Below are 20,857 nucleotides of genomic sequence, written 5' to 3'. Positions count from 1 at the left end.
TGACGGTTGTCAGTTCTTGGGAATGCGCGCAGCAGCCGCCTATCTGTAACTCGAATGCCTGCGAATTCACTCGTTTATACTAGGCCTCGCTCGTGCGGGCGGGGCTGTGATAACATAACGCCACAGACCCCTCGACTTCTCCGGAATTAATGAGCTATCAGGTTCTTGCCCGTAAGTGGCGCCCCCAAACTTTCACTGACGTAGTTGGTCAGGAACACGTGCTGACGGCACTGGCTAATGGCCTGTCGCTGGGGCGAATTCATCATGCCTATCTTTTCTCCGGTACGCGCGGGGTGGGTAAAACTTCCATTGCCCGCCTGTTAGCCAAAGGCCTGAACTGCGAAACGGGCATAACTTCCTCTCCCTGCGGCGTTTGCGACAACTGTCGCGAAATAGAGCAGGGTCGTTTCGTTGATCTCATTGAAATAGATGCCGCGTCGCGCACCAAAGTTGAAGATACGCGCGAGCTGCTCGACAACGTGCAGTACGCACCGGCGCGCGGGCGTTTCAAAGTCTACCTGATTGACGAAGTGCACATGCTCTCGCGTCACAGCTTTAATGCGCTGTTGAAAACGCTTGAAGAGCCGCCTTCGCACGTCAAATTCTTGCTGGCGACCACCGATCCACAAAAGCTGCCGGTGACCATTCTTTCGCGTTGTCTGCAGTTCCATTTAAAGGCGCTTGACGTTGAACAAATTCGCGCCCAGCTCGATAAAGTCCTGCACGCCGAGCAGTTAACCAGCGAAGCGCGTGCGCTCCAGCTGCTGGCCCGCGCAGCCGACGGCAGTATGCGCGATGCCCTCAGTCTTACCGACCAGGCTATTGCCATGGGGCAGGGCCAAGTGACTACCGAAACGGTATCACAAATGCTCGGTACGCTCGACGATGAGCAACCGCTGGCCATCCTTGAGGCGCTGGTCAGTGCAGACGGCGCCAACGTGATGGCACAGGTTGAGCACGCGGCCTCACGCGGCGTGGACTGGGAAACACTGCTGGTCGAATCCCTGGCTCTACTACACCGCATCGCGATGGTTCAGCTTCTGCCTTCGGTGCTTGATAACCATTACGCCTCCATTGAGCAGCGCCTGCGCGAACTGGCTCGGGTTATTCCACCCACCGACGTGCAGCTTTACTACCAAACGCTGCTGATTGGCCGCAAAGAGCTGCCGTTTGCACCGGATAAACGCATGGGTGTTGAAATGACCCTGCTGCGTGCGCTGGCGTTTCATCCCAAAGTGTTCATCGCCGAACCGGCCGTGAACGAGCAAAAAGCCGCTGTGCCACAGCCTATGCCAAATCAGGTCGCGCCGTCTCAGCAGACGCCGTCGCCTTCCCGGGCCACGCCCGCGCAGCCACAGCCTGATGCGAGCATTCCTGATTCCACCGCGCAGCTGTTGCAGGCACGGACACAGTTACTTAGGCAGCAGGGGAGCTCTTCCCCAAAAAAAGCTGAGCCGGCCGCGCCTGGAAAAGCGCAGCCGGCTAATTCGGTACTGGAGCGATTGGCTTCAGTTACCGAGCGTTCATTAGAACGCACGGGCGCCAGTGCTCAGAAGAAGGTCTCTGCTGCGCCGGTCAAGCAAGAGGCTTACCGTTGGAAAACGGTTAATGAGCCTGAGGCCGCCCCGGAGCCTGTGGCAACGCCAAAAGCATTGCGTGCAGCTCTCGAACATGAAAAATCGCCTGAACTGGCGTCTCGTTTGGCCGAAGAGGCCATTGAGCGTGACGAATGGGCGGGCATCATTCACCAACTGACTATGCCGAAACTGGTGCAGCAGTTGGCGCTTAATGCTTTTCTTGAGCGGGTAGATTCGACGACGCTGTGTCTGCATTTGCGTTCGTCTCAGCGTCATCTAAACTCGCCCTCGGCACAAAAAACCTTGGCCGATGCGCTTGCCGCGCTCTATCAGCATGAGATAGCCTTGAGGGTTATCGAAGACGACAATCTGGCGAACCGTACGCCGCTCGAGTGGCGGCAGGCCATTTATGAAGAAAAACTGACGCAGGCGCGTCAGTCGATTATCGCGGATAACAACATCCAGACTTTGCGTCGTTTCTTTGACGCCGAGCTGGACGAGGAAAGTATTCGCCCAATTTAACCGCCGCAGTAGGAGCATGGTGCACATACGCGGCTCGACGCAAAGAGAGAAGATTATGTTTGGAAAAGGCGGCATGGGTAACCTGATGAAACAGGCCCAGCAAATGCAGGAAAAAATGCAGCAGGCACAGGCGGAAATCGCAGCCCTTGAAGTGACCGGTGAGTCTGGCGCAGGTCTGGTTAAAATCACTATCAACGGCGCGCACAACGTACGTCGTGTTGAAATCGATCCTAGCCTGTTTGAAGATGACAAAGACCTGCTGGAAGACTTGGTTGCGGCGGCGTTCAATGATGCGGCTCGTCGTATCGATGAAACCCAAAAAGAAAAAATGGCAGCAGTTTCTGGCGGCATGCAATTGCCACCGGGCTTTAAGATGCCATTCTGATGCAAACCAGCCCACTCCTTGAATCATTAATGGAGGCGCTGCGCTGCCTGCCGGGCGTTGGCCCGAAATCAGCGCAGCGTATGGCATTCCAACTGCTGCAGCGTGACCGCAGCGGTGGAATGCGGCTGGCGCAGTCTCTGACCCGCGCAATGTCTGAAATTGGCCACTGTGCCGACTGCAGAACGTTTACCGAGCAAGAGATTTGCACCATTTGCGCCAACCCACGTCGCAAAGAAAATGGTCAGATTTGTGTGGTTGAAAGCCCGGCAGATATTCATGCCATTGAGCAAACCGGACAGTTTTCGGGGCGCTACTTCGTATTGATGGGACATTTGTCGCCTCTTGACGGCATTGGTCCTGATGACATTGGTTTGGGCAGGCTTGAACAACGTCTTGAAAGTGAAAGTATTCAGGAAGTGATCCTCGCCACGAACCCGACGGTGGAAGGCGACGCTACCGCTAACTATATTGCCGATATGTGTGGCCAATACGGCGTTGTCGCCAGCCGCATCGCTCACGGTGTACCGGTAGGCGGCGAGCTTGAGATGGTAGACGGTACAACCCTCGCACACTCGCTGGCGGGTCGTCATCTCTTTAAGTACTAATCCTCGTCGTATTTGAAGCCGCAGCTGTGTTGGCTGCGCGTATGTGCCCCAGTCACTGACCTGAGTCAGCACCTGGGGACTTATCCTCTTGCCGCCTTGCTGCACCTCCCACGAGTTCGAATATTGCTGTGTCGTCGATTTTTATTTTCCACCGCCTGTTTTAAACACTCGCGGTTAGACGCTTAAATAATCAATTAACGCACTTTTCGCCATTTCCTTGCCCGTTCCTCTTGAATACTTCCCTTTAGCCCCCCATCTCAGTCTCAGTCTGTTTTAAACAGAGTCACGTTTTTAATCACTCAAACGGTTTGATTGAGGTATTTGATGAGTATGAAAGGACAAGAGACCCGCGGATTTCAGTCAGAAGTAAAACAGTTACTCCACCTGATGATCCACTCGCTTTATTCTAATAAAGAAATCTTCCTGCGTGAGCTGATCTCCAACGCCTCGGATGCGGCGGATAAACTGCGCTTCTGCGCCCTGTCCAAACCTGACCTCTATGAAGGCGATGCCGAACTTCACGTTCGTCTGTCGTTCGATAAAGAAAAACGTACCCTGACGCTGAGCGACAACGGCATTGGTATGACCCGCGATGAAGTGATCGACAACCTCGGCACTATTGCAAAATCGGGCACCAAAGCGTTTCTGCAGTCGGTGGGATCCGAGCAGGCGAAAGACAGCCAGCTGATTGGCCAGTTTGGGGTCGGTTTCTATTCTGCCTTTATCGTGGCTGATAAAGTCACCGTGCGGACTCGTGCGGCGGGCGTTAAAGCCGAAGAGGGCGTTTTCTGGGAGTCTGCAGGCGAAGGTGAATACACCCTGGCAGACGTCGAAAAGGCCGATCGCGGTACCGAAATTACGCTGCATCTGCGTGCCGATCAGGACGAGTTCCTCGACGATTGGCGTGTGCGTTCAATCATCAGCAAGTACTCTGATCACATTGCCTTGCCGGTTGAAATCGAAACCCGCAATGAAGAAGACGACACCACCACCTGGGACCAAATCAACAAGGCGCAGGCACTGTGGACCCGCAGTCGTTCAGAAGTGACGGACGAAGAGTACACCGAGTTCTACAAGCATATCTCCCATGATTTCAGTGACCCGCTGAGCTGGAGCCACAACCGTGTCGAAGGCAAGCAGGAGTATACCAGCCTGTTGTACATTCCTTCTCAGGCGCCATGGGACATGTGGAACCGCGACCATAAGCACGGGTTGAAGCTGTACGTGCAGCGCGTGTTTATCATGGATGAAGCCGAGCAGTTTATGCCGAACTACCTGCGTTTCGTGCGCGGGCTGATAGACTCTAACGATCTGCCGCTGAACGTCTCGCGTGAAATTCTGCAAGACAGCCGCGTCACGCAAAACCTGCGCAGCGCGTTGAGCAAGCGTGCGCTGCAAATGCTTGAAAAACTGGCGAAAGACGATGCAGAAAAATACCTGCAGTTCTGGAAGCAGTTTGGTCTGGTCCTGAAAGAAGGGCCGGCAGAAGACAGCAGCAATAAAGAAACCATCGCCAAACTGCTGCGTTTTGCCAGCACCCGCAGCGACTCTTCAGAGCAGAATTTGTCTCTTGAAGATTACGTGAGCAGCATGGTTGAAGGTCAGGACAAAATTTATTACATCACCGCTGACAGCTACGCGGCGGCCAAAAACAGCCCACACCTTGAGCTGTTCCGCAAGAAAGGCATCGAAGTGCTGCTGCTTTCGGACCGCATTGACGAGTGGATGATGAGTTATCTGACCGAGTTTGACGGCAAGAGCTTCCAGTCCGTTAGCAAAGCGGATGATTCTCTCGACAAGCTGGCCGATGAGAAGAGTGAAGAACAGCAGGATGCAGATAAAGCGCTTGAGCCATTCGTTGAGCGTGTAAAAACTCTGCTAGGCGAGCGTGTTAAAGAAGTGCGTTTAACGCATCGTTTAACCGATACGCCGGCCATCGTCACCACCGGTGCTGACGAGATGAGCACGCAAATGGCCAAGCTGTTTGCCGCAGCGGGTCAGGAAGCGCCAGAGGTGAAATACATCTTCGAACTGAATCCTGAGCATGCGCTGGTAAAACGCGCTGCCGACGAAGTTCAGGAAGATCAGTTCGCCGAGTGGGTTGAACTGCTGCTCGACCAGGCACTGTTCGCCGAGCGCGGAACGCTGGAAGATCCCAACCAGTTTATCCGCCGTATGAATACTCTGCTGCAGGCGTAATTTGCCCGCAGTGAGGTAATGCAAGATTGTGTCACTCAAGAGGCCCGTCGGCTAACCCCGGCTGGCCTCTTCTAATAACCACTGTCTAAACAGCACAATTTCTCTTTCCTGACTGCGTGCACGTTTCACCAGCATGTAGGTGGCCCTGTCGACTTCGGCAAAGCCCAGCGGCGCAATCAAACTTCCTTCCTGAATCTCTTTTTTGACCAAAATTTGCGGCGTCATAATAATGCCCAACCCGCTTCTTGCTGCCTGAATGGCCAGCGTCAGATTGTCAAAATGCTTACCCGAAATAAAATCTCCCCGCGTATTGGTTTTCCTTGCCCACTCTTGCCAGGCATTAATTTTAGTATCCGCGTGCAGCAGCGGCAGCGTGGTGAAATCTGTTTCATAGGTAAAGCGATGACGAAAGTCGGGAGAGCAAACTGGCCCAATATAATCCACGGTAATGAGCGTAGCCTCAATTTCGTCAGAGAGCGGAGATTCATTACTTTTGATTAAAATATCTGTACGTTCATCGTGAATATTTTCAATATTTACATGTGTCTGAAAGGTAAGCGCAATATTTTCATGCCGCTGAGAGAAGTGAGAAATTCTCGGGATCAACCACTGTGATAAAAAACTCGGTGCGCACGAGATAATAAGATTGTTTTCTTCCCGGGTTTTAATTTCCTTACAGGTTGCTTCTATATTTCTAAATACCTGCTCGCAGCATTTTTTTAATATTTGACCGTCTTGTGTTAAATAAACCCGACCGGCAGTTCGTTTAAATAAGGGCGTACCCAACCAAGCTTCAAGATTTTTAATTTGATGGCTAATCGCGCTGTGTGTGACGTTTAAAGACTCGGCCGCAGCACTGAAACTTTCAAATACTGCTGCCTGTTTAAAATAATGCAATGCTCGCAGTGAAGGAAGATCGGACATAGTGACACCCTGTTAGTTTTTCTCAACACATCTGTCTGTTTATATCATTTTCCAAGCCAAAAAAAACCCTTTAGTCTCCACGTTGTCCCAAAGCGAGCCGCCAGGATGGCGGATTAATACTTCAAGGCAGGCGCAGCGGGACAACCCTCAAATCATTCTAAACGTGCCTTGCACCTGGGTATTTTACTCAATATTAAGGATTAATATGAACGATGCTTCCGTAAAGACCCAGCTCGTGATGTTTACCGGCGGTCGTGACAGTACCTTAGCTGCCTGTTATTTAATGTTACAAGGTATCCCCGTTCACCTCTATTCAGCTAACAGCGGATGCTCGCTGCATCGCGGTATTCTTGCTCACCGTGTGGATGAGCTTAAAAACCGTTTTGGTGAACTCGTTGTAGCGCATACGGTTGAAGATATTAGCGGGACTTTTCGCAGTATTGCCATCGAAAATATTGAGGGCGATATTCTTAAATATCGTAAGAACCTGGTTCTACTCGGCGAGAAGTTGGCAATACATGCTCATTTAATTGATTTTTGTCGCCGTCATGATATTGACGTGATTAACGACGGTATTACGCATTATCAGCAAGAGTTCCCTGAGCAGAGATTAGTCGCCAAAGAGTATTTGGTCGATTTGATGCAGGAATTTAGTATTCAATATAATTCACCAATATATGAATTTGCTCAATCGTCAGACGACGTTAAATATCGCCTGCTGCAGCTGGGTATTTCCACCAAGTCACTCGAAGGCGTCAGCATCTTTGGCGACAGCTTCACCACGCCAAGCGACGACACCATTATTTCTTACCTGCGTGAGAAAACGCCGCTGGCGCTGAATATCGTTAAATTCCTGTCTGGCGAGACCCTAATGCTGGCCAAGAAAGTGGCTACCTCACCTGCAGAAGCAGCCTGATTGGAGCCCAAGATGAAAACCATCATCAAGTGTTCGGCGATTATTATCCGCAACCGTGCGCTGTTGCTGACGCGAAAAGAGGGGACTGAGATTTTTATTTCCCCCGGTGGGAAACCGCTTAAAGGTGAAGATCATCTGACCTGTCTGCGTCGTGAAATTAAAGAAGAGCTGAACGTAGAAGCGGCCGAGATCAAGCCCTTTGGTTTGTTCCATGGGATTGCGGAGTTTGAATCTGTAGCTATCGAAAATCACGTATATCAGGTTGAAGTGGTCGGACAGCCGGTTGCCAGCGCAGAAATCGCCGAAATTGCCTGGGTTAATTATCGTAAACCGCCGTGCGAAGTGGGTGTGGGTTCAATCTTTCGCGACAACGTTTTACCACTACTTTATCAAAAAGAGTTAATTGATTAATGGATCCTTCAGCATTGTCACCTCAGCTCCAGGAGCAGCATGGCGGCGGACACTTTTATAAAAAAGTGAATCTACTGCGTGAAGCACTGCGGGAAAAACTCACCGAAGTTTACCGTCTTGAGCAATACGATGTGTTTATGGTGCAGTCGGTCAGCATTGGGCTGGCGATGTTGTCCCATCTTTTACACAAGCAAAATATTTCTCTCAGTCTGGCAAATCATCAGCACTATCAGCCGATCGACATGCTGTTTCCTCACTCAATTGCCGCCGGGACCGAAAACAGCGGCGTGCAGATTGTGACTCACATTAATCCGTATACCGGTGAGCTGAATGCTTTGGATCAATCGACCCATCGTATTGTGGTCGATGCCTCACACAGCTTTGCCACCAACAAACACAATGACCTGATTAACAACGGGTCGATATTTTTGGCCCCATTACATAAGCACGCGTCGGTGGCCGTTGGCCTGACGCTGATTGCCGTGCGGCCTGAAGAATACAGCATGCTGCTGCGCAGTGAGCTGCGTCTGTTTGAAAGGGCGACGGTATCAGAAGCGCCGCTGCAAATGGCGCTGGAAACCATTAATGCGCCGGGCTGGCAGCCTTTTAATGTTGCCAGCATTGACGCGGTGGATATCTGGCTGCCTGACGGCGCTCGTTTGCAATCCATCGGCGAACCCGGCCTGCCTTTATGCTGTTTTAAGGTGCCTTCCTTTACCCCAGAGCAGCGCCAAACCGTAAAAGAACTGAACGGTAGCTATTTCGAACACAGTAATACCCTTCGACTGTCTCGCTGGACGCGTGGGCAGAATGGACGTCCGGTCAACTGTACCGGCAGCATTTTTGAAGACATTTCAAAACTATGGAACATAAGATGAGTAAAACAAGCGCAGTAAACGGCAACCTGATTGGCATTATGGGCGGCATTATTCTGAGCACCGATTCTGTGTTTATCCGACTGATGGCGGTCGATAACTCTTGGCTTATCGTGGTCCTACGCGGGTTGCTGATGTGGGCGGTGGTGTTTACCGTTTGGCTGCTGGTGCCCAAAAGCCGTTCAGTGCTGGGCGTGCCGTGGATAACCCGCCAAAATCTGCTGTCAGTGCTGTTTTTCTGCGCTTCTTCGGCCTGTTTTGTCAATGCGCTTAATCGCGGCAATATCGCCACGGTGCTGGTTATTATCTCTTCCACGCCGTTTGTTTCGGCTATTATATCGCGGATATTTTTTGCCGTTAAAATCGATCGTTCCTTGATGATAGCCGCTCTCGTTGGCATGGTCGGAGTGGTTATCGTGATGGCCGGTCGTCAGTCTGGCGTGGACGCCAGCGCCAACTATTTTGCACTGGCAACGGCGATTTGTATGGCATTGGCGTTTATTTTTGCCTCAAAGGTCGAAAATGGCACTTTGGCACTGCCTTCACTGGGCGGCATTCTCGCGTCGATTGTGGTACCTATTTTTGCCGGAGCAGGGCTGTTGCCCGCCATCTCCGCGCTTCAGCCACAGCAGTGGTTGTGGCTGACTATTGAAGGGGCGCTGATCATTCCCGTCGCCATGGGACTGATTTCGCTATCGACCCGCTATGTGGCGCCTGCGAATGCGGGGCTATTTTTGCTGTTGGAAACCGCACTGGCACCGCTGTGGATCTATCTATTCTTGCATGAAGCTCCCACGATTAATGCCGTGATTGGCGGCTGTATCATCATCATTGCCGTTGTTTCTCAAACCTTGCAGGCAAAAAAACAGGCAGCCATTGCTTTGTAGTTATTGTTTAATCACTAAGTAGCCGTCCGCTTTCTTGAGGAAGGGGGCGCAGAATGGTATGGTTGACCGTTTTCGACTTTTTATAAAATTACAAGCAAGGGGATTTACGCAATGCGTATCATTCTGCTGGGCGCTCCGGGCGCAGGTAAGGGTACTCAGGCTCAATTTATCATGGAGAAATACGGGATCCCGCAAATTTCTACTGGTGATATGTTGCGCGCAGCTGTTAAGGCCGGAAGTGACCTCGGCAAGAAAGCCAAAGAAATTATGGACGCCGGTAAACTGGTTACCGATGAATTGGTTATCGCTCTGGTTAAAGAACGTATTACTCAGGAAGATTGCCGTAACGGTTTCCTGCTGGATGGTTTCCCACGCACCATTCCTCAGGCAGATGCGATGAAAGAAGCCGGTATTAAGGTTGATTTCGTTTTGGAGTTTGACGTTCCTGACGAACTGATCGTTGATCGTATCGTAGGTCGTCGCGTTCACGCTGCCTCAGGTCGCGTTTATCACGTCAAATTCAACCCGCCACAGGTTGAAGGTAAAGACGATGTTACCGGCGAAGAGCTGACCACCCGTAAAGACGATCAGGAAGAAACCGTTCGCAAACGCCTGGTCGAGTACCACGAGCTGACCGAGCCACTGGTGTCTTACTACGGTAAAGAAGCTGAAGCAGGTAACACTCAATACGTTAAAATCGACGGCACCCAGAAAGTTTCTAAAGTGCGCGAAGAACTGGCGACCATCCTGGGTTAATCCTCACACGGTGAGCTAGGTTATCAGGGCGGCTTCGGTCGCCTTTGTTTTATCCTCATTTGCCCCTTCCAAATAGCATTGATTGTTAATCCCACTTGCTGTTATCGGTTCCGATTTGCCGGTGTTTAGTTACAATAAGGGCGCATTCAGACAGGTCACTTGCCCTGTGTTATAAATTTAGCAATATTATTTAGGGAATTCAGCATGATGCAGACGAAGTTCGGTGTGTTACTGGTTAACCTGGGCACCCCGGAGGCTCCAACCACGCAGGCGGTGAAACGTTTTCTGGCTGAGTTTTTGAGTGATATTCGCGTTGTTGATACCAACAGACTGATTTGGTGGCCTATTTTACAGGGTGTTATTCTGCCGTTTCGTTCGCCGCGCGTGGCCAAACTGTATAAATCCGTGTGGATGGACGAAGGATCGCCGCTGATGGTTTACAGCCTGCGTCAGCAAAAAGCGCTGGCGGCCCGTTTCCCCGACACTCCGGTTGAACTGGCGATGAGCTACGGTAAACCTAGCCTTGAAGACGGCATCGGTCGCCTGTTGGAGAGAGGGGTGACCAAAATGGTGGTTCTGCCGCTGTATCCTCAGTATTCGTGTTCGACCAGCGCCTCGGTATTTGACGGCGTGGCGCGTGTGCTTAAACAGCAGCGCCGACTGCCTTCGGTCAGTTTCATCCGCGATTATGCCGAACATCCTGCCTACATTGCCGCACTGAAGGCCAGTATTTTGGAGTCATTCGAAAAGCACGGTGAGCCAGATCGCCTGGTGCTGTCCTTCCATGGTATTCCCAAACGTTTTGTTGCGCAGGGCGATGACTATCAGCAGCGCTGTCAGGCAACCACGCAGGCATTGACCGATGCGTTGCAGCTGCCCGCCGGAAAAATTATGCTCACCTTCCAGTCGCGCTTTGGCCGTGAGCCTTGGCTGACGCCTTACACTGACGCCACGATGGAAAGCCTGCCTGCTCAGGGCGTGAAGCATATTCAGATAGTGTGCCCAGGTTTCTCCTCTGACTGCCTTGAAACCATTGAAGAAATTAACGGCGAGAACCGTGAGCTGTTCCTGCATGCCGGTGGTGAGAAATTTGAATATATCGAGGCTCTCAACGACCGTAGCGATCACATCGACATGCTGCAGCAACTGGTGAGTCAGCACTTCTGAGTGCCATGACTCGGCGCGAAAAGTACTTCGTTGGCTGGTGAGTTTCGCCAGCCAACGATTTATTGCTGTATTTATTTCATACCTCAATCATCATTGATCAGAATTATTGTTCACCTGAATGCTTATCGCGCTTGTGATACCATTTACCCCTGTCTCACAGCCCGTGCCTACTATCAATGAAATTTCCTGGTAAACGTAAGTCCAAACACTATTTCCCCGTCGACGCCCACGATCCGCTGCTTCGTGATTCCATGCTGCAAGCTTTGCAACCCGAGTCTGACACCAGCGCGTCCTATATTGTCGGCATAGACCAGACGTTGGTTGATATTGAAGCCAAGGTGGATGACGAGGTTATAACACGTTACGGTCTGATAGCCGGGCAATCGAGCCTGATTGACGACGAGCGTGCCGAGTTGCTTTATCAGGAGCTTGCCTCGAATGCGTTAATTACCCATCAGTTTGCTGGCGGTACCATTGGAAATACGCTACACAACTATTCAGTGCTGGCCGATGATAGGTCGGTACAGCTTGGCGTAATGTGTAGCGACGTGAAAATCGGCGGCTATGCCTATCGGTATCTATGTAACACCTCCAGCCTTATTGATCTTGATTATCTGCAGGGCGTAGACGGTGCAATTGGCCGCTGTTTCACTCTGATTAACGAAAACGGCGAGCGTACCTTTGCCATCAGCCCCGGTCACATGAACCAGCTGCGTGCCTCAAGCATTCCTGAAGACGTGATAGCCGGTGCCTCGGCGCTGGTATTAACCTCGTATCTGCTTCGCGGCGCGGCGGGTGACCCGATGCCCGAGGCGACCATGCAGGCGATAGCCTATGCCAAAAAATATCAGGTGCCGGTGGTGCTGACGTTGGGCACGCAGTACGTGATAGCCGAAGACCCGCAGGCGTGGCGCGATTTTATCAATCAACACGTCACGATTTTAGCGATGAATGAAGATGAAGCTTGCGCATTGACCGGTTTAAGCGATCCTTTAATGGCGTTAAATCAGTCGCTGGAGTGGGCTGATCTTGTGCTTTGTACCGCCGGTCCAAGTGGTTTATACATGGGCAGTTATACCGAGGATGCCTTTAAGCGCACCACCAACCATCCTTTACTTCCCGGAGCGATTGCCGAATTTAATCAGTATGAATTTAGTCGAGCGATGCGCCGTGAAAGCTGCACTACGCCGCTGCGGATTTTCTCGCACATTGCGCCGTATATGGGCGGACCCGAGAAAATAATGAACACCAACGGTGCGGGAGACGGTGCGCTGTCGGCGTTGCTACACGATATCGCCGCCAATGGTTTCCACCGGATGTCAGTCCCTAACTCTAGCAAGCATTCACGCGAATATTTGACCTATTCCTCGCTGGCGCAGGTTTGTAAATATGCCAATCGAGTGAGTTTTCAAGTGCTGAACCAGCACTCCCCGCGTCTGACGCGAGGACTGCCGGAGCGGGAAGACAGTTTGGAAGAGTCCTACTGGGAACGCTAAATCCTTTTCACCATGAACAGTGTCGCGGTGTTGGCTGCACCGTTCATGACTTAGGGAATTGCTTTATAATCAGAAAGTTACACCGGGCAACTTTCTGGCTGCGGCGGTATTTCCTGGCCAATATTGAGTGAGTCGAGCATGTTGTTGGCAATCTCACGCTCGCCCATGACCACTTTATTCGCACCGCGCGCCATGATGTAGGTGACCTCATCGTCATAGTGCGCGCGGGCAATGATCTCGATAGTGGGGCGCTTTGTGCGCGCAGAGGCAATAATCTCGCCCGACTCGTAGCCGTTGGGGATGGTCAACAGCAGCCAGCGCGCACAGTCGAGGCCCGCCAACTCCATGATTTCCTGATTGGCTGCATTACCGAGTACTGCACTGATCCCCTGTTCACGCAGTGCTTCTACGCGTGGACGGGAGTTTTCAATCACCACCATCGGAATTCCCTGCTGTATCAGCCTGGCTCCCAGCAAGCTGCCCACACGGCCATAGCCGACGATCAGTGCGTGGTCGCAGAATGAGACCGGCGTCTGTGTTTCGTCTTCTATAATCTCCTCAAAGCTTTGGTCCTCAATGATCTCCGTCTTGGCGAGATAGCGCTCAAGCAGTGAGAACAGAAGGGGATTTAGCATGATCGACAATATCGATCCCGCCAGCACCAGGTTGCGCGCATGCTCGGAAAGCATGCCGAGGGTGATGCCTAATCCTGCCAAAATAAAGGCAAACTCACCGATCTGCGCCAGACTGACTGAAATGGTCAGCGCGGTTCGCTGCGAATGTCCAAACATTTTGACCAGAGCGAAGGCGGCTGCAGACTTACCAAACAGGATAATCGCCAAGGTTGCCAGCACGGCCAACGGCTCGTGGATAAGGATCATCGGGTCAAACAGCATGCCAACCGAAACAAAGAACAGCACCGCAAAGGCGTCGCGCAGTGGCAGCGTGTCGTGTGCGGCCCGTTGGCTGAGCTCAGACCCGTTAAGTACCATTCCGGCAAAGAAGGCACCGAGGGCAAAAGAGGCATCGAAGAATTCAACGGCGCCAAAAGCAATACCCAGCGCCAGTGCCAGCACGGCTAAAGTAAACAGCTCGCGGGAGCCGGTGGCCGCAGACTTGGCCAGGATCCACGGCACCAGGCGACGACCGACGACGATCATCAGAATAATAAAGGCAACAACTTTGCCCAGCGTGATGGCCAGTTCGCTAAGTAAATGTCCCGCGCTCATCTGCTGGCTGCCCATCATATTGCTAATCGCTGGCAGCAGCACCAGCGTCAGCACCATCGCTAAATCTTCAACAATCAGCCAACCAATGGCGATTTGCCCGCGCTGGCTGTCGATAAGCTGCCGTTCTTCGAGCGCACGCAGCAGCACCACGGTACTGGCGGTTGACAGACATAGGCCGAATACCAGTCCACTGGTCAGGTCCCAACCCATCAGATGAGAAAGCCCCATACCCAGCACGGTGGCGACGGCAATCTGCAAAATAGCGCCGGGGATGGCAATGGATTTCACTGCCAATAGGTCTTTCAGGGAAAAATGGAGGCCTACGCCAAACATCAGCAAGATAACGCCAATTTCGGCTAATTCGGGGGCAAGTGAGGTATCTGCGACAAAACCGGGGGTAAAAGGGCCAGCTAAAACGCCGGCGGCAAGGTAACCGACCAGAGGCGAAATGCGCAGTCGGTTAGCCAACATACCCAAGAGGAAGGCGAGAACTAAGCCTCCTACAATCGTCGTAATTAAGGGGGTAGAATTATGCATCAAGATTCCCTCTCGTTATGCACGGAACAGCGTGAACCTGGTACTTTCAGTTTAATTTAAAAAACTGGCCTTAGGTGAAAAAATAGTGCTTTAAAGTTGATAAATGCGAGTAATGCCAAGAAAATTAGCTGAACAGCTCATTTGCACTGCATTAACATGAAAATGGCTGATAAGAAAACGATATCCTTGTGTTCATAAAGTGAATTATCAGCCTTTAATATAATGTTTTAAGTGGATTTACGTTCGATATTTGGCAAAAAGGCGGTCAATATTCCTAAAAGCGGCAGGAACGCACATATTTGATAGACCTCTTCTATGCCGTCTTTGTCGGCCACGTAGCCCAGTATTGCCGCGCCCAGTCCGCCCATACCGAAGGCCAGTCCAAAGAACAGCCCCGATACCATGCCCACTTTCCCAGGAATAAGCTCTTGAGCAAATACCAGAATGGCAGAAAACGCCGAGGCAAGAATGACACCGATGATCACGCTTAGTACGCTGGTCCAGAACAGATTGGCGTGCGGCAAGAGCAGGGTAAAGGGCGCAACGCCGAGTATTGATACCCAAATAACATATTTACGACCAATTTTGTCACCGATGGGTCCGCCGACAATGGTTCCGGCCGCCACGGCCAGCAGGAAGGCAAACAAATGGAACTGTGCTTCCTGAATTGAAACGCCAAACTTATGAATAAGGTAAAAGGTGTAGTAGCTGCTTAGGCTGGTCAGATAAAAATATTTTGAAAACACCAACACAAGCAGGATGCCAAGCGAAAGAGCCACGGTGCGCCTAGGCAAAATACTGACCTGCACCGGAACGGGGCCGCGTTTTTTAGCCAACTGTTGCTGGTGGCTGTACCATCTGCTGACCTGCAGCAGTACAACCATACCCAGCAGAGCGGCCAGTGAGAACCATGCCACGTTACCCTTGCCGTACGGCGCAATGATAATTGCTGCCAGCAGCGGACCTAGCGCGCTGCCGAAGTTGCCACCCACCTGAAACAGCGATTGCGCCAAACCGTGGCGTCCGCCTGAAGCCATGCGTGCCACCCGAGAGGACTCAGGGTGAAAAATAGATGAGCCAGTCCCAACCAGCGCTGCGGCGATGAGTATCACGCCAAAGCTTTGCGCAACTGCCAGCAACAGCAAGCCGGCAAGCGTGAAGCCCATACCAACCGGTAGCGAATAAGGTTTAGGGTGCTTATCGGTGTAGTGGCCAATCAGCGGTTGCAGCAGGGAGGCTGTTATCTGATAGGTGAGCGTAATCATCCCGATTTGTGTGAAGCTCAGGGTAAATTCTTTTTGCAACAGCGGATAAATCGCCAAAATAAGCGACTGCAGCATATCGTTAAGCAGGTGTGACACACTGATCGCGGTGAGTATCTTAAATGCGGTGCCTTTCAACGCGCTGTCTTTTTTCTGAATGTGTACTTCACTACGATCGGTCATAATTTGACTCTTTTCCCCGTCATCTTTCACGTTGCTGGCGAGTAAGCTACCTTCCTGCATCTCGAAATCTATTGGGTAATTTTAAGGGTGAGAGAAAAAAACTAATCGCGTTTTGCTATTTCCGCAAAGCGCCCGTTGAGTAAGCGGCAAAGATCTGTCGCCGAGAGCTCAAGATCAAGTCCCCGTTTGCCACCAGAGACAAAAATGGTCGTGAACTGCTGCGCGGGGCTGTCAATGACCGTCGGCAACAGTTTTTTCTGCCCTAATGGGCTGATGCCGCCGACCAGGTAACCGGTCACGCGCTGCGCCAGTTGTGGGTCAGCCATATCAGCTTTTTTTGCCCCCAGCGCCTTGGCGACTTTTTTAAGATCCAACTGGGTGGCGACGGGGGTAACGGCTACGGCCAAGTTTTTTACTTCACCGTTAAGCGCCACTAATAACGTCTTATAAACTTGTGCGGCATCCAGTCCGAGTTTTTTTACCGCTTCATCACCAAAGTTGGTCTCATCACTGCTGTGTTCATAGGGATGCAGTGTGAAACTGATTTTATTTTTTTCCAAAAGTTTTACGGCGGGCGTCATATTTCTTTTCCATGTAACGAAGTCAGCGCTTTAGGCTCACAACATGATTAGCTAAAAAATAATCACATCGTACAATCTTTTGATACTAAAGAACAAAGTATGAAATTCGAGCGCCAAGCGCGTTTTTTGAGCAATTGAGAGTTGCCAGATGACAATCACGTTGCTAACCTACGCGCGCCGGCATGGATTCCTCAAGAACTTCATGCTGCCGCGATAATTAATAAAAATGAAATTCCTCTTTGACTGGCCAATAGAAATATTGGCCATTTTTTTGTCTCAAAAAGGACAACAGCGCAATTAACTTTTTTGATTCAACAGGCTGGGGAGATTACCTTCACCATACAAATGCAGCGCACCTACCGCGACCACATAGTTACCCGCAGGCATGCTTTCCAACTGCTGCTTCCAGCGCTGATTGCGTTGGTGCATTAGCACGTCGTACAGCGCATTACCAAAGGTGGCGGGAAGTTGATCAATACCTACCGAGGGACGGCTGTCGAGCCACCAGCCGATCATCGTTTGCAACAGTCTGGCATTAGTGTGCCAGTGGGTGAGAGTGTCATCAAGCAGGCTGCGCCCGTCTTCGGGTAATTGTTTTAGCAATTGGAGCTGCTGCTGTGCGCCTTCAAGCTCAATGACCTTCTTATCCTGCGTTTTTGCGGCGTTTAACAGCTGGTAATCGATGCCGTATTCACCCCGCAGTCCCAAACGCTGCGCCTGAGTCGCCTGTAACATCAGGGCAATTTGCCAACAAGGCAGGTCGGAGAGGGAATACATCGGAATGCCTATTTCGTCACACAGGCGCTCAATCTGCTGATATTGCTGCTCTTCAAGGCGCTCACTGAGCGGGGCCAGACCTTCAGGTTCCCCAAAAGGCGATTCACTGCCGCTGATATCAGCCTCAACGATCAGGGCATCTGCCTGCGAGACTTTGCGGATCAACTGTCTGGGCAGCGGCGACATGTTTTGCGTGCCCATATGAATGCTGCCTACCAGATGAAAGTGACGCCCGCCGGGAAGTGTAATATCGATAGCGGGGTAGGGATACTCTGCGGGAGAAATGAGCCCGGTCCAGCGAGCCAGTCGGTGTAATAAATCCCAAATCATGCGTTGTCTCCCTGTTCCAATAGCCTTTCATGCTAGCGCTAACGGGCAGATTGGAACAGGGGGAAAACTCTCTAACGCACAAATACCTGTTGGCAGAGCTTTTATTGATAAACCGAGTCGTTGATGGCTGAACCCGCCTATTTTTTGTGAGCGGCGAATTTATCCGGCTTAAAACGCAGCAGCCGATTGGCATTGGCGACGACGGTGATGGAGGACAACGCCATCGCTGCTCCGGCGACAATCGGACTCAGCAATGTGCCAGTGAGTGGATAAAGTACGCCAGCTGCAATAGGGATACCTATCACGTTGTAAATGAAGGCACCCAGCAGGTTTTGTTTCATGTTTCGCAGCGTACCCTGAGACAGCGCCAGCGCATCGGCCACGCCGTGCAGGCTGGGGCGCATCAGGGTAATGGCCGCCGTTTCGATGGCAACATCGCTGCCGCCTCCCATCGCTATCCCCACGTCTGCCTGTGCCAGCGCTGGTGCATCATTAATACCGTCGCCAATCATTGCCACTTGTTCACCCCGCGCCTGCAGCGCTTTTATGGCCTCGGCTTTTCCTTCAGGGCGAACGCCAGCGATCACTTCATCAATACCGGCAAGTTTGGCAATGGCCCTTGCGGTAAGCGCATTGTCGCCGGTAAGCATCACCAGCTTGTACCCTTGCTGATGCAGGCGCTGCAGGGCCTCCGCGCTGTCTTCACGTAGCGAGTCACGTATCGAGAATACGGCAACAACTTTACCTGCGGCAGCGAGCAAAACAGGGGTAAAGCCTTGTGACGCCTGTTGCGACAGCAGGGCGTCAGCAATGCCGCAGTCTATTTGCTGTTGTTCAAGCAGTGCCTTGTTGCCTAGCAGAAGTGAGGTGTCGCCACTGTTTCCACTCACGCCCAAACCGCCGAGAGTCCGGAAGTTGTTAATTTCGGTTTTCGCCATGCTGGCGGCTTTTTCCGCAATGGCCTGCGCCAACGGATGATGAGATCCTTGTTCCAGTGACGCGGCCCAGCTCAGTGCCTGCTCTTCTTCCGTATGGTTAAACAGGTGGATTTCTGCCACCTGTGGCTTGCCTTCGGTTAACGTGCCGGTTTTATCAAACACCAGCGTGGTGATCGTGCTGGCCTTTTGCAGTGCGTCGGCGTCCTTGACCAACACGCCAAACTCGGCAGCACGCCCAACGCCTGCGGTAATCGACATTGGCGTCGCCAAACCCAAGGCGCAAGGGCAGGCAATAATCAATACCGTTGTGACAATCACCAGCGTATACATCAACTGCGGTTGCGGGCCGAAAAAGTACCACACCGCGCCGCTTAGCAGTGCAATAGCGACCACGATGGGAACAAATACGGCCGAAATTCTGTCGGCCAGCTTGCCTATCTCCGGCTTGCTGCTTTGCGCTTCACGTACCAGATTAATGATGCGTGAAAGCTGAGTTTGACCGCCTACGGCGCTGGCTATGAACTGTACGCTGCCGTCTTTGACCTGCGTACCCGCGCTTATCTTCTCACCGGTTTTTCGATGCTGCGCGATAGGTTCGCCGGTCAGCATTGCTTCATCAAACCAGGCCTCACCCTGATGAATTTCACCGTCCACCGGCACGCGATCACCGGTGGTCAGGCGCAGCAACATACCCGGTTTAACCTCCGCCAAAGGCAGCGTCTTTTCGCCGTGTTCGGTGACGACTCTCGCCGTAGGAGGGGTGAGATCCAGCAGGCGTTCCAGTGCTTTCGATGATCGCTGGCGACCGCGTTGCTCCAGCGCGTGGCCGAGATTAATCAGCCCGACTATCATCACGCTCGCTTCGTAATATAAGTGTCGTGCCTGCATAGGAAAGGCTTCGGGCCACAGCGTGACCAGAAACGAGAATACCCACGCCGCGCCGGTGCCCAGTGACACCAGAGTGTCCATGTTGGCACTGCCGTGCATCAGGCTTTTCCAGGCACTGCGATAGAAATGCCCACCGGCGATAACCATAATGGCCAGCGTGAGTATGCCTACCACGAGCCAACCTGTTTGGTTGCTGGCAGTGACCATCATCTCGCCGCCCAATAATCCCCAGGCCATCAGTGGGATACCGGCAGCCAAACCCAATGCCGCCTGCCAGCTAAAACGAATCATGCTGCTGCGCGCAGTTTGCTGCTGTCGTTCACGACGCAGGGTTTCATCAATAATAATTTCTGCGCCATAACCTGCTTTTTCGACAGCTTCAATCAGCGCATCGGCATTTTCTGCCCCTTGCACCAACGCGCTGCGCTCGGCCAGATTAACGCTTGCCCGCGTCACGCCGCTGACGTTTTCCAGCGCACGCTGAACCTTGCCTACGCAGCTGGCACAGCTCATCCCGCTCAGCAGAAGCTGAACGCTATCACTTTCTGCCGCAGGATGTGTTTCAACGGATGCCGGAACAAAAGAGGTGGCCGCTGACTGACGTTCCGGCATGGAAGCTTCAGGCAAAGTCAGCGGCTTAGATTTTGGGGATGCATCCTCCGCTGCCAACTGGGCGTGGTAGCCCGCATTTTCGACGGCATCAATCAGGCTTTTGCTGCTTGCTTCACCTTTAACAATGGCTTTATCAATAGTAACTTCAACGTCTTGTGTGCCGGCAACGGCTTCCAGCGCCTTACGCGTTGAGGCCACACAGTGGCCACAGGACAAGCCTTGTAAAGTCAATACGGTGGTATTTGACATAAAATATCCTTGGGGCGGTTATGCCCAGTTTTAATGATTAAGTGGTCAATTCCTACTCGTGATATACAATAAACCTTCCAGCAAGGGGAAGGTCAATGCAATATTACGTTGATAGAAAAGGATTTTTATTAACACCGTCCACATAGCGACCACACTTCGTAAAAAAGCCCCATTTCTGGGGCTTTATTTTTAATTGGATGCTTTGTACTGCAATCTTTCAAATGCGGCTAATCATCATCTTTAAGATTTTTTGTATAGGTCCACAAATCATAAAGACGTCCTTTCAAGTAAATTTGCACCTGCGCTACTCCAGCCCCATTCCTCCACTCTTGAGATACAAATCTTTCAATTGGCAGCCCAGGTGTTACGTGCAAGCATTCCGAACTCATGATCTCGTCATATGCTTTTTGGTCTTGATGCTTGTAAATCGCCTGCAATCTTGAGAAAGCGTCTTCTGTAATGCATACCGGATATTTTCCATCAATATGGACCGCGCTTGCAGAAACCGAAAATAACATCGTGATCAATCCTGCCGTAACCAGCTTTTTCAT

The 20,857-nt window shown here is 51.8% G+C and carries 18 protein-coding genes; 11 read left to right on the top strand and 7 right to left on the bottom strand.

What is annotated here, in order from left to right; translation table 11 throughout:
• Positions 1-149: 149 nt before the first annotated feature.
• From dnaX to htpG, 4 genes are all read left to right on the top strand, one after another.
• On the top strand, positions 150-2,099 hold the full coding sequence (dnaX, locus tag GA565_RS19970) for a DNA polymerase III subunit gamma/tau (RefSeq protein WP_152200331.1): 1,950 nt from the start codon (positions 150-152) through the stop codon (positions 2,097-2,099).
• Positions 2,100-2,154: 55 nt separating this feature from the next.
• A complete protein-coding gene (locus tag GA565_RS19965) occupies positions 2,155-2,484 on the top strand; it encodes a YbaB/EbfC family nucleoid-associated protein (RefSeq protein WP_152200330.1) in 330 nt (109 codons plus the stop codon).
• A complete protein-coding gene (gene recR, locus GA565_RS19960) occupies positions 2,484-3,089 on the top strand; it encodes a recombination mediator RecR (protein ID WP_152200328.1) in 606 nt (201 codons plus the stop codon). Before GA565_RS19965 ends, recR begins: the two co-directional genes overlap by 1 nt.
• 330 nt (positions 3,090-3,419) lie before the next feature.
• The gene (gene htpG, locus GA565_RS19955) at positions 3,420-5,288 is read left to right on the top strand and encodes a molecular chaperone HtpG (protein ID WP_193312003.1); all 1,869 of its coding nucleotides are present in this window, start codon (positions 3,420-3,422) and stop codon (positions 5,286-5,288) included.
• A 51-nt stretch (positions 5,289-5,339) separates the two neighbouring features.
• On the opposite strand, the gene GA565_RS19950 is transcribed toward htpG, so the two are convergent.
• The gene (locus tag GA565_RS19950; RefSeq protein WP_152200325.1) at positions 5,340-6,212 is read right to left on the bottom strand and encodes a LysR substrate-binding domain-containing protein; all 873 of its coding nucleotides are present in this window, start codon (positions 6,210-6,212) and stop codon (positions 5,340-5,342) included.
• 205 nt (positions 6,213-6,417) lie between these two features.
• Between GA565_RS19950 and GA565_RS19945 the strand changes: the two genes are divergently transcribed.
• The 7 genes from GA565_RS19945 (at position 6,418) to GA565_RS19915 (ending at position 12,720) form a co-directional block, all read left to right on the top strand.
• Entirely contained in the window at positions 6,418-7,128 is a 711-nt protein-coding gene (locus GA565_RS19945) for a hypothetical protein (RefSeq protein WP_193311942.1), read from the top strand.
• A 12-nt stretch (positions 7,129-7,140) separates the two neighbouring features.
• Positions 7,141-7,539, top strand: a complete 399-nt coding sequence (locus tag GA565_RS19940) for an NUDIX domain-containing protein (protein WP_152200323.1) — start codon at positions 7,141-7,143, stop codon at positions 7,537-7,539.
• Positions 7,539-8,417 carry a DUF6024 family protein gene (locus GA565_RS19935; protein WP_152200321.1) on the top strand — a complete coding sequence of 293 codons (879 nt, stop codon included), beginning with the start codon at positions 7,539-7,541 and terminating at the stop codon, positions 8,415-8,417. The genes GA565_RS19940 and GA565_RS19935 overlap by 1 nt, the downstream gene beginning before the upstream one ends.
• Entirely contained in the window at positions 8,414-9,301 is an 888-nt protein-coding gene (locus GA565_RS19930) for a DMT family transporter (protein ID WP_055776903.1), read from the top strand. Before GA565_RS19935 ends, GA565_RS19930 begins: the two co-directional genes overlap by 4 nt.
• A gap of 111 nt (positions 9,302-9,412) precedes the next feature.
• Complete coding sequence (gene adk / locus GA565_RS19925; protein ID WP_152200320.1) at positions 9,413-10,057, top strand: adenylate kinase; 645 nt, start codon at positions 9,413-9,415, stop codon at positions 10,055-10,057.
• A gap of 204 nt (positions 10,058-10,261) precedes the next feature.
• Positions 10,262-11,224, top strand: a complete 963-nt coding sequence (hemH, locus tag GA565_RS19920; RefSeq protein ID WP_055776909.1) for a ferrochelatase — start codon at positions 10,262-10,264, stop codon at positions 11,222-11,224.
• Between the two features lie 176 nt (positions 11,225-11,400).
• On the top strand, positions 11,401-12,720 hold the full coding sequence (locus GA565_RS19915; RefSeq protein WP_152200318.1) for an inosine/guanosine kinase: 1,320 nt from the start codon (positions 11,401-11,403) through the stop codon (positions 12,718-12,720).
• 77 nt (positions 12,721-12,797) lie between these two features.
• Here the strand turns inward: GA565_RS19915 and ybaL are convergent, their stop codons facing one another.
• The 6 genes from ybaL to GA565_RS19885 all read right to left on the bottom strand — a co-directional run bounded on the left by ybaL (position 12,798) and on the right by GA565_RS19885 (position 20,857).
• The gene (gene ybaL / locus GA565_RS19910) at positions 12,798-14,486 is read right to left on the bottom strand and encodes a YbaL family putative K(+) efflux transporter (RefSeq protein ID WP_152200316.1); all 1,689 of its coding nucleotides are present in this window, start codon (positions 14,484-14,486) and stop codon (positions 12,798-12,800) included.
• Between the two features lie 227 nt (positions 14,487-14,713).
• Positions 14,714-15,931 carry an MFS transporter gene (locus GA565_RS19905; RefSeq protein ID WP_152200314.1) on the bottom strand — a complete coding sequence of 406 codons (1,218 nt, stop codon included), beginning with the start codon at positions 15,929-15,931 and terminating at the stop codon, positions 14,714-14,716.
• 101 nt (positions 15,932-16,032) lie between these two features.
• Complete coding sequence (gene ybaK / locus GA565_RS19900) at positions 16,033-16,512, bottom strand: Cys-tRNA(Pro)/Cys-tRNA(Cys) deacylase YbaK (RefSeq protein WP_152200312.1); 480 nt, start codon at positions 16,510-16,512, stop codon at positions 16,033-16,035.
• Between the two features lie 297 nt (positions 16,513-16,809).
• Positions 16,810-17,616 carry a TraB/GumN family protein gene (locus GA565_RS19895; protein ID WP_193312002.1) on the bottom strand — a complete coding sequence of 269 codons (807 nt, stop codon included), beginning with the start codon at positions 17,614-17,616 and terminating at the stop codon, positions 16,810-16,812.
• 140 nt (positions 17,617-17,756) lie between these two features.
• A complete protein-coding gene (gene copA, locus GA565_RS19890; RefSeq protein ID WP_152200308.1) occupies positions 17,757-20,306 on the bottom strand; it encodes a copper-exporting P-type ATPase CopA in 2,550 nt (849 codons plus the stop codon).
• Between the two features lie 227 nt (positions 20,307-20,533).
• Positions 20,534-20,857 (bottom strand): hypothetical protein, encoded by a 324-nt coding sequence (locus GA565_RS19885; protein ID WP_152200306.1) that lies wholly within the window; start codon positions 20,855-20,857, stop codon positions 20,534-20,536.

Source organism: Rouxiella sp. S1S-2 (assembly GCF_009208105.1).
In the GTDB taxonomy this organism is placed as follows: domain Bacteria; phylum Pseudomonadota; class Gammaproteobacteria; order Enterobacterales; family Enterobacteriaceae; genus Rouxiella.
The sequence above is the reverse complement of the archived record's forward strand: the minus strand, read 5'-3'. Positions and strand labels throughout refer to the sequence as shown.

Excerpts from the sequence above, each read along its gene's own strand:
- dnaX (WP_152200331.1), top strand. The coding sequence starts at position 150 with ATGAGCTATCAGGTTCTTGCCCGTAAGTGGCGCCCCCAAACTTTCACT.
- GA565_RS19965 (WP_152200330.1), top strand. The coding sequence starts at position 2,155 with ATGTTTGGAAAAGGCGGCATGGGTAACCTGATGAAACAGGCCCAGCAA.
- recR (WP_152200328.1), top strand. The coding sequence starts at position 2,484 with ATGCAAACCAGCCCACTCCTTGAATCATTAATGGAGGCGCTGCGCTGC.
- htpG (WP_193312003.1), top strand. The coding sequence starts at position 3,420 with ATGAAAGGACAAGAGACCCGCGGATTTCAGTCAGAAGTAAAACAGTTA.
- GA565_RS19950 (WP_152200325.1), bottom strand. The coding sequence starts at position 6,212 with ATGTCCGATCTTCCTTCACTGCGAGCATTGCATTATTTTAAACAGGCA.
- GA565_RS19945 (WP_193311942.1), top strand. The coding sequence starts at position 6,418 with ATGAACGATGCTTCCGTAAAGACCCAGCTCGTGATGTTTACCGGCGGT.
- GA565_RS19940 (WP_152200323.1), top strand. The coding sequence starts at position 7,141 with ATGAAAACCATCATCAAGTGTTCGGCGATTATTATCCGCAACCGTGCG.
- GA565_RS19935 (WP_152200321.1), top strand. The coding sequence starts at position 7,539 with ATGGATCCTTCAGCATTGTCACCTCAGCTCCAGGAGCAGCATGGCGGC.
- GA565_RS19930 (WP_055776903.1), top strand. The coding sequence starts at position 8,414 with ATGAGTAAAACAAGCGCAGTAAACGGCAACCTGATTGGCATTATGGGC.
- adk (WP_152200320.1), top strand. The coding sequence starts at position 9,413 with ATGCGTATCATTCTGCTGGGCGCTCCGGGCGCAGGTAAGGGTACTCAG.
- hemH (WP_055776909.1), top strand. The coding sequence starts at position 10,262 with ATGATGCAGACGAAGTTCGGTGTGTTACTGGTTAACCTGGGCACCCCG.
- GA565_RS19915 (WP_152200318.1), top strand. The coding sequence starts at position 11,401 with ATGAAATTTCCTGGTAAACGTAAGTCCAAACACTATTTCCCCGTCGAC.
- ybaL (WP_152200316.1), bottom strand. The coding sequence starts at position 14,486 with ATGCATAATTCTACCCCCTTAATTACGACGATTGTAGGAGGCTTAGTT.
- GA565_RS19905 (WP_152200314.1), bottom strand. The coding sequence starts at position 15,931 with ATGACCGATCGTAGTGAAGTACACATTCAGAAAAAAGACAGCGCGTTG.
- ybaK (WP_152200312.1), bottom strand. The coding sequence starts at position 16,512 with ATGACGCCCGCCGTAAAACTTTTGGAAAAAAATAAAATCAGTTTCACA.
- copA (WP_152200308.1), bottom strand. The coding sequence starts at position 20,306 with ATGTCAAATACCACCGTATTGACTTTACAAGGCTTGTCCTGTGGCCAC.
- GA565_RS19885 (WP_152200306.1), bottom strand. The coding sequence starts at position 20,857 with ATGAAAAAGCTGGTTACGGCAGGATTGATCACGATGTTATTTTCGGTT.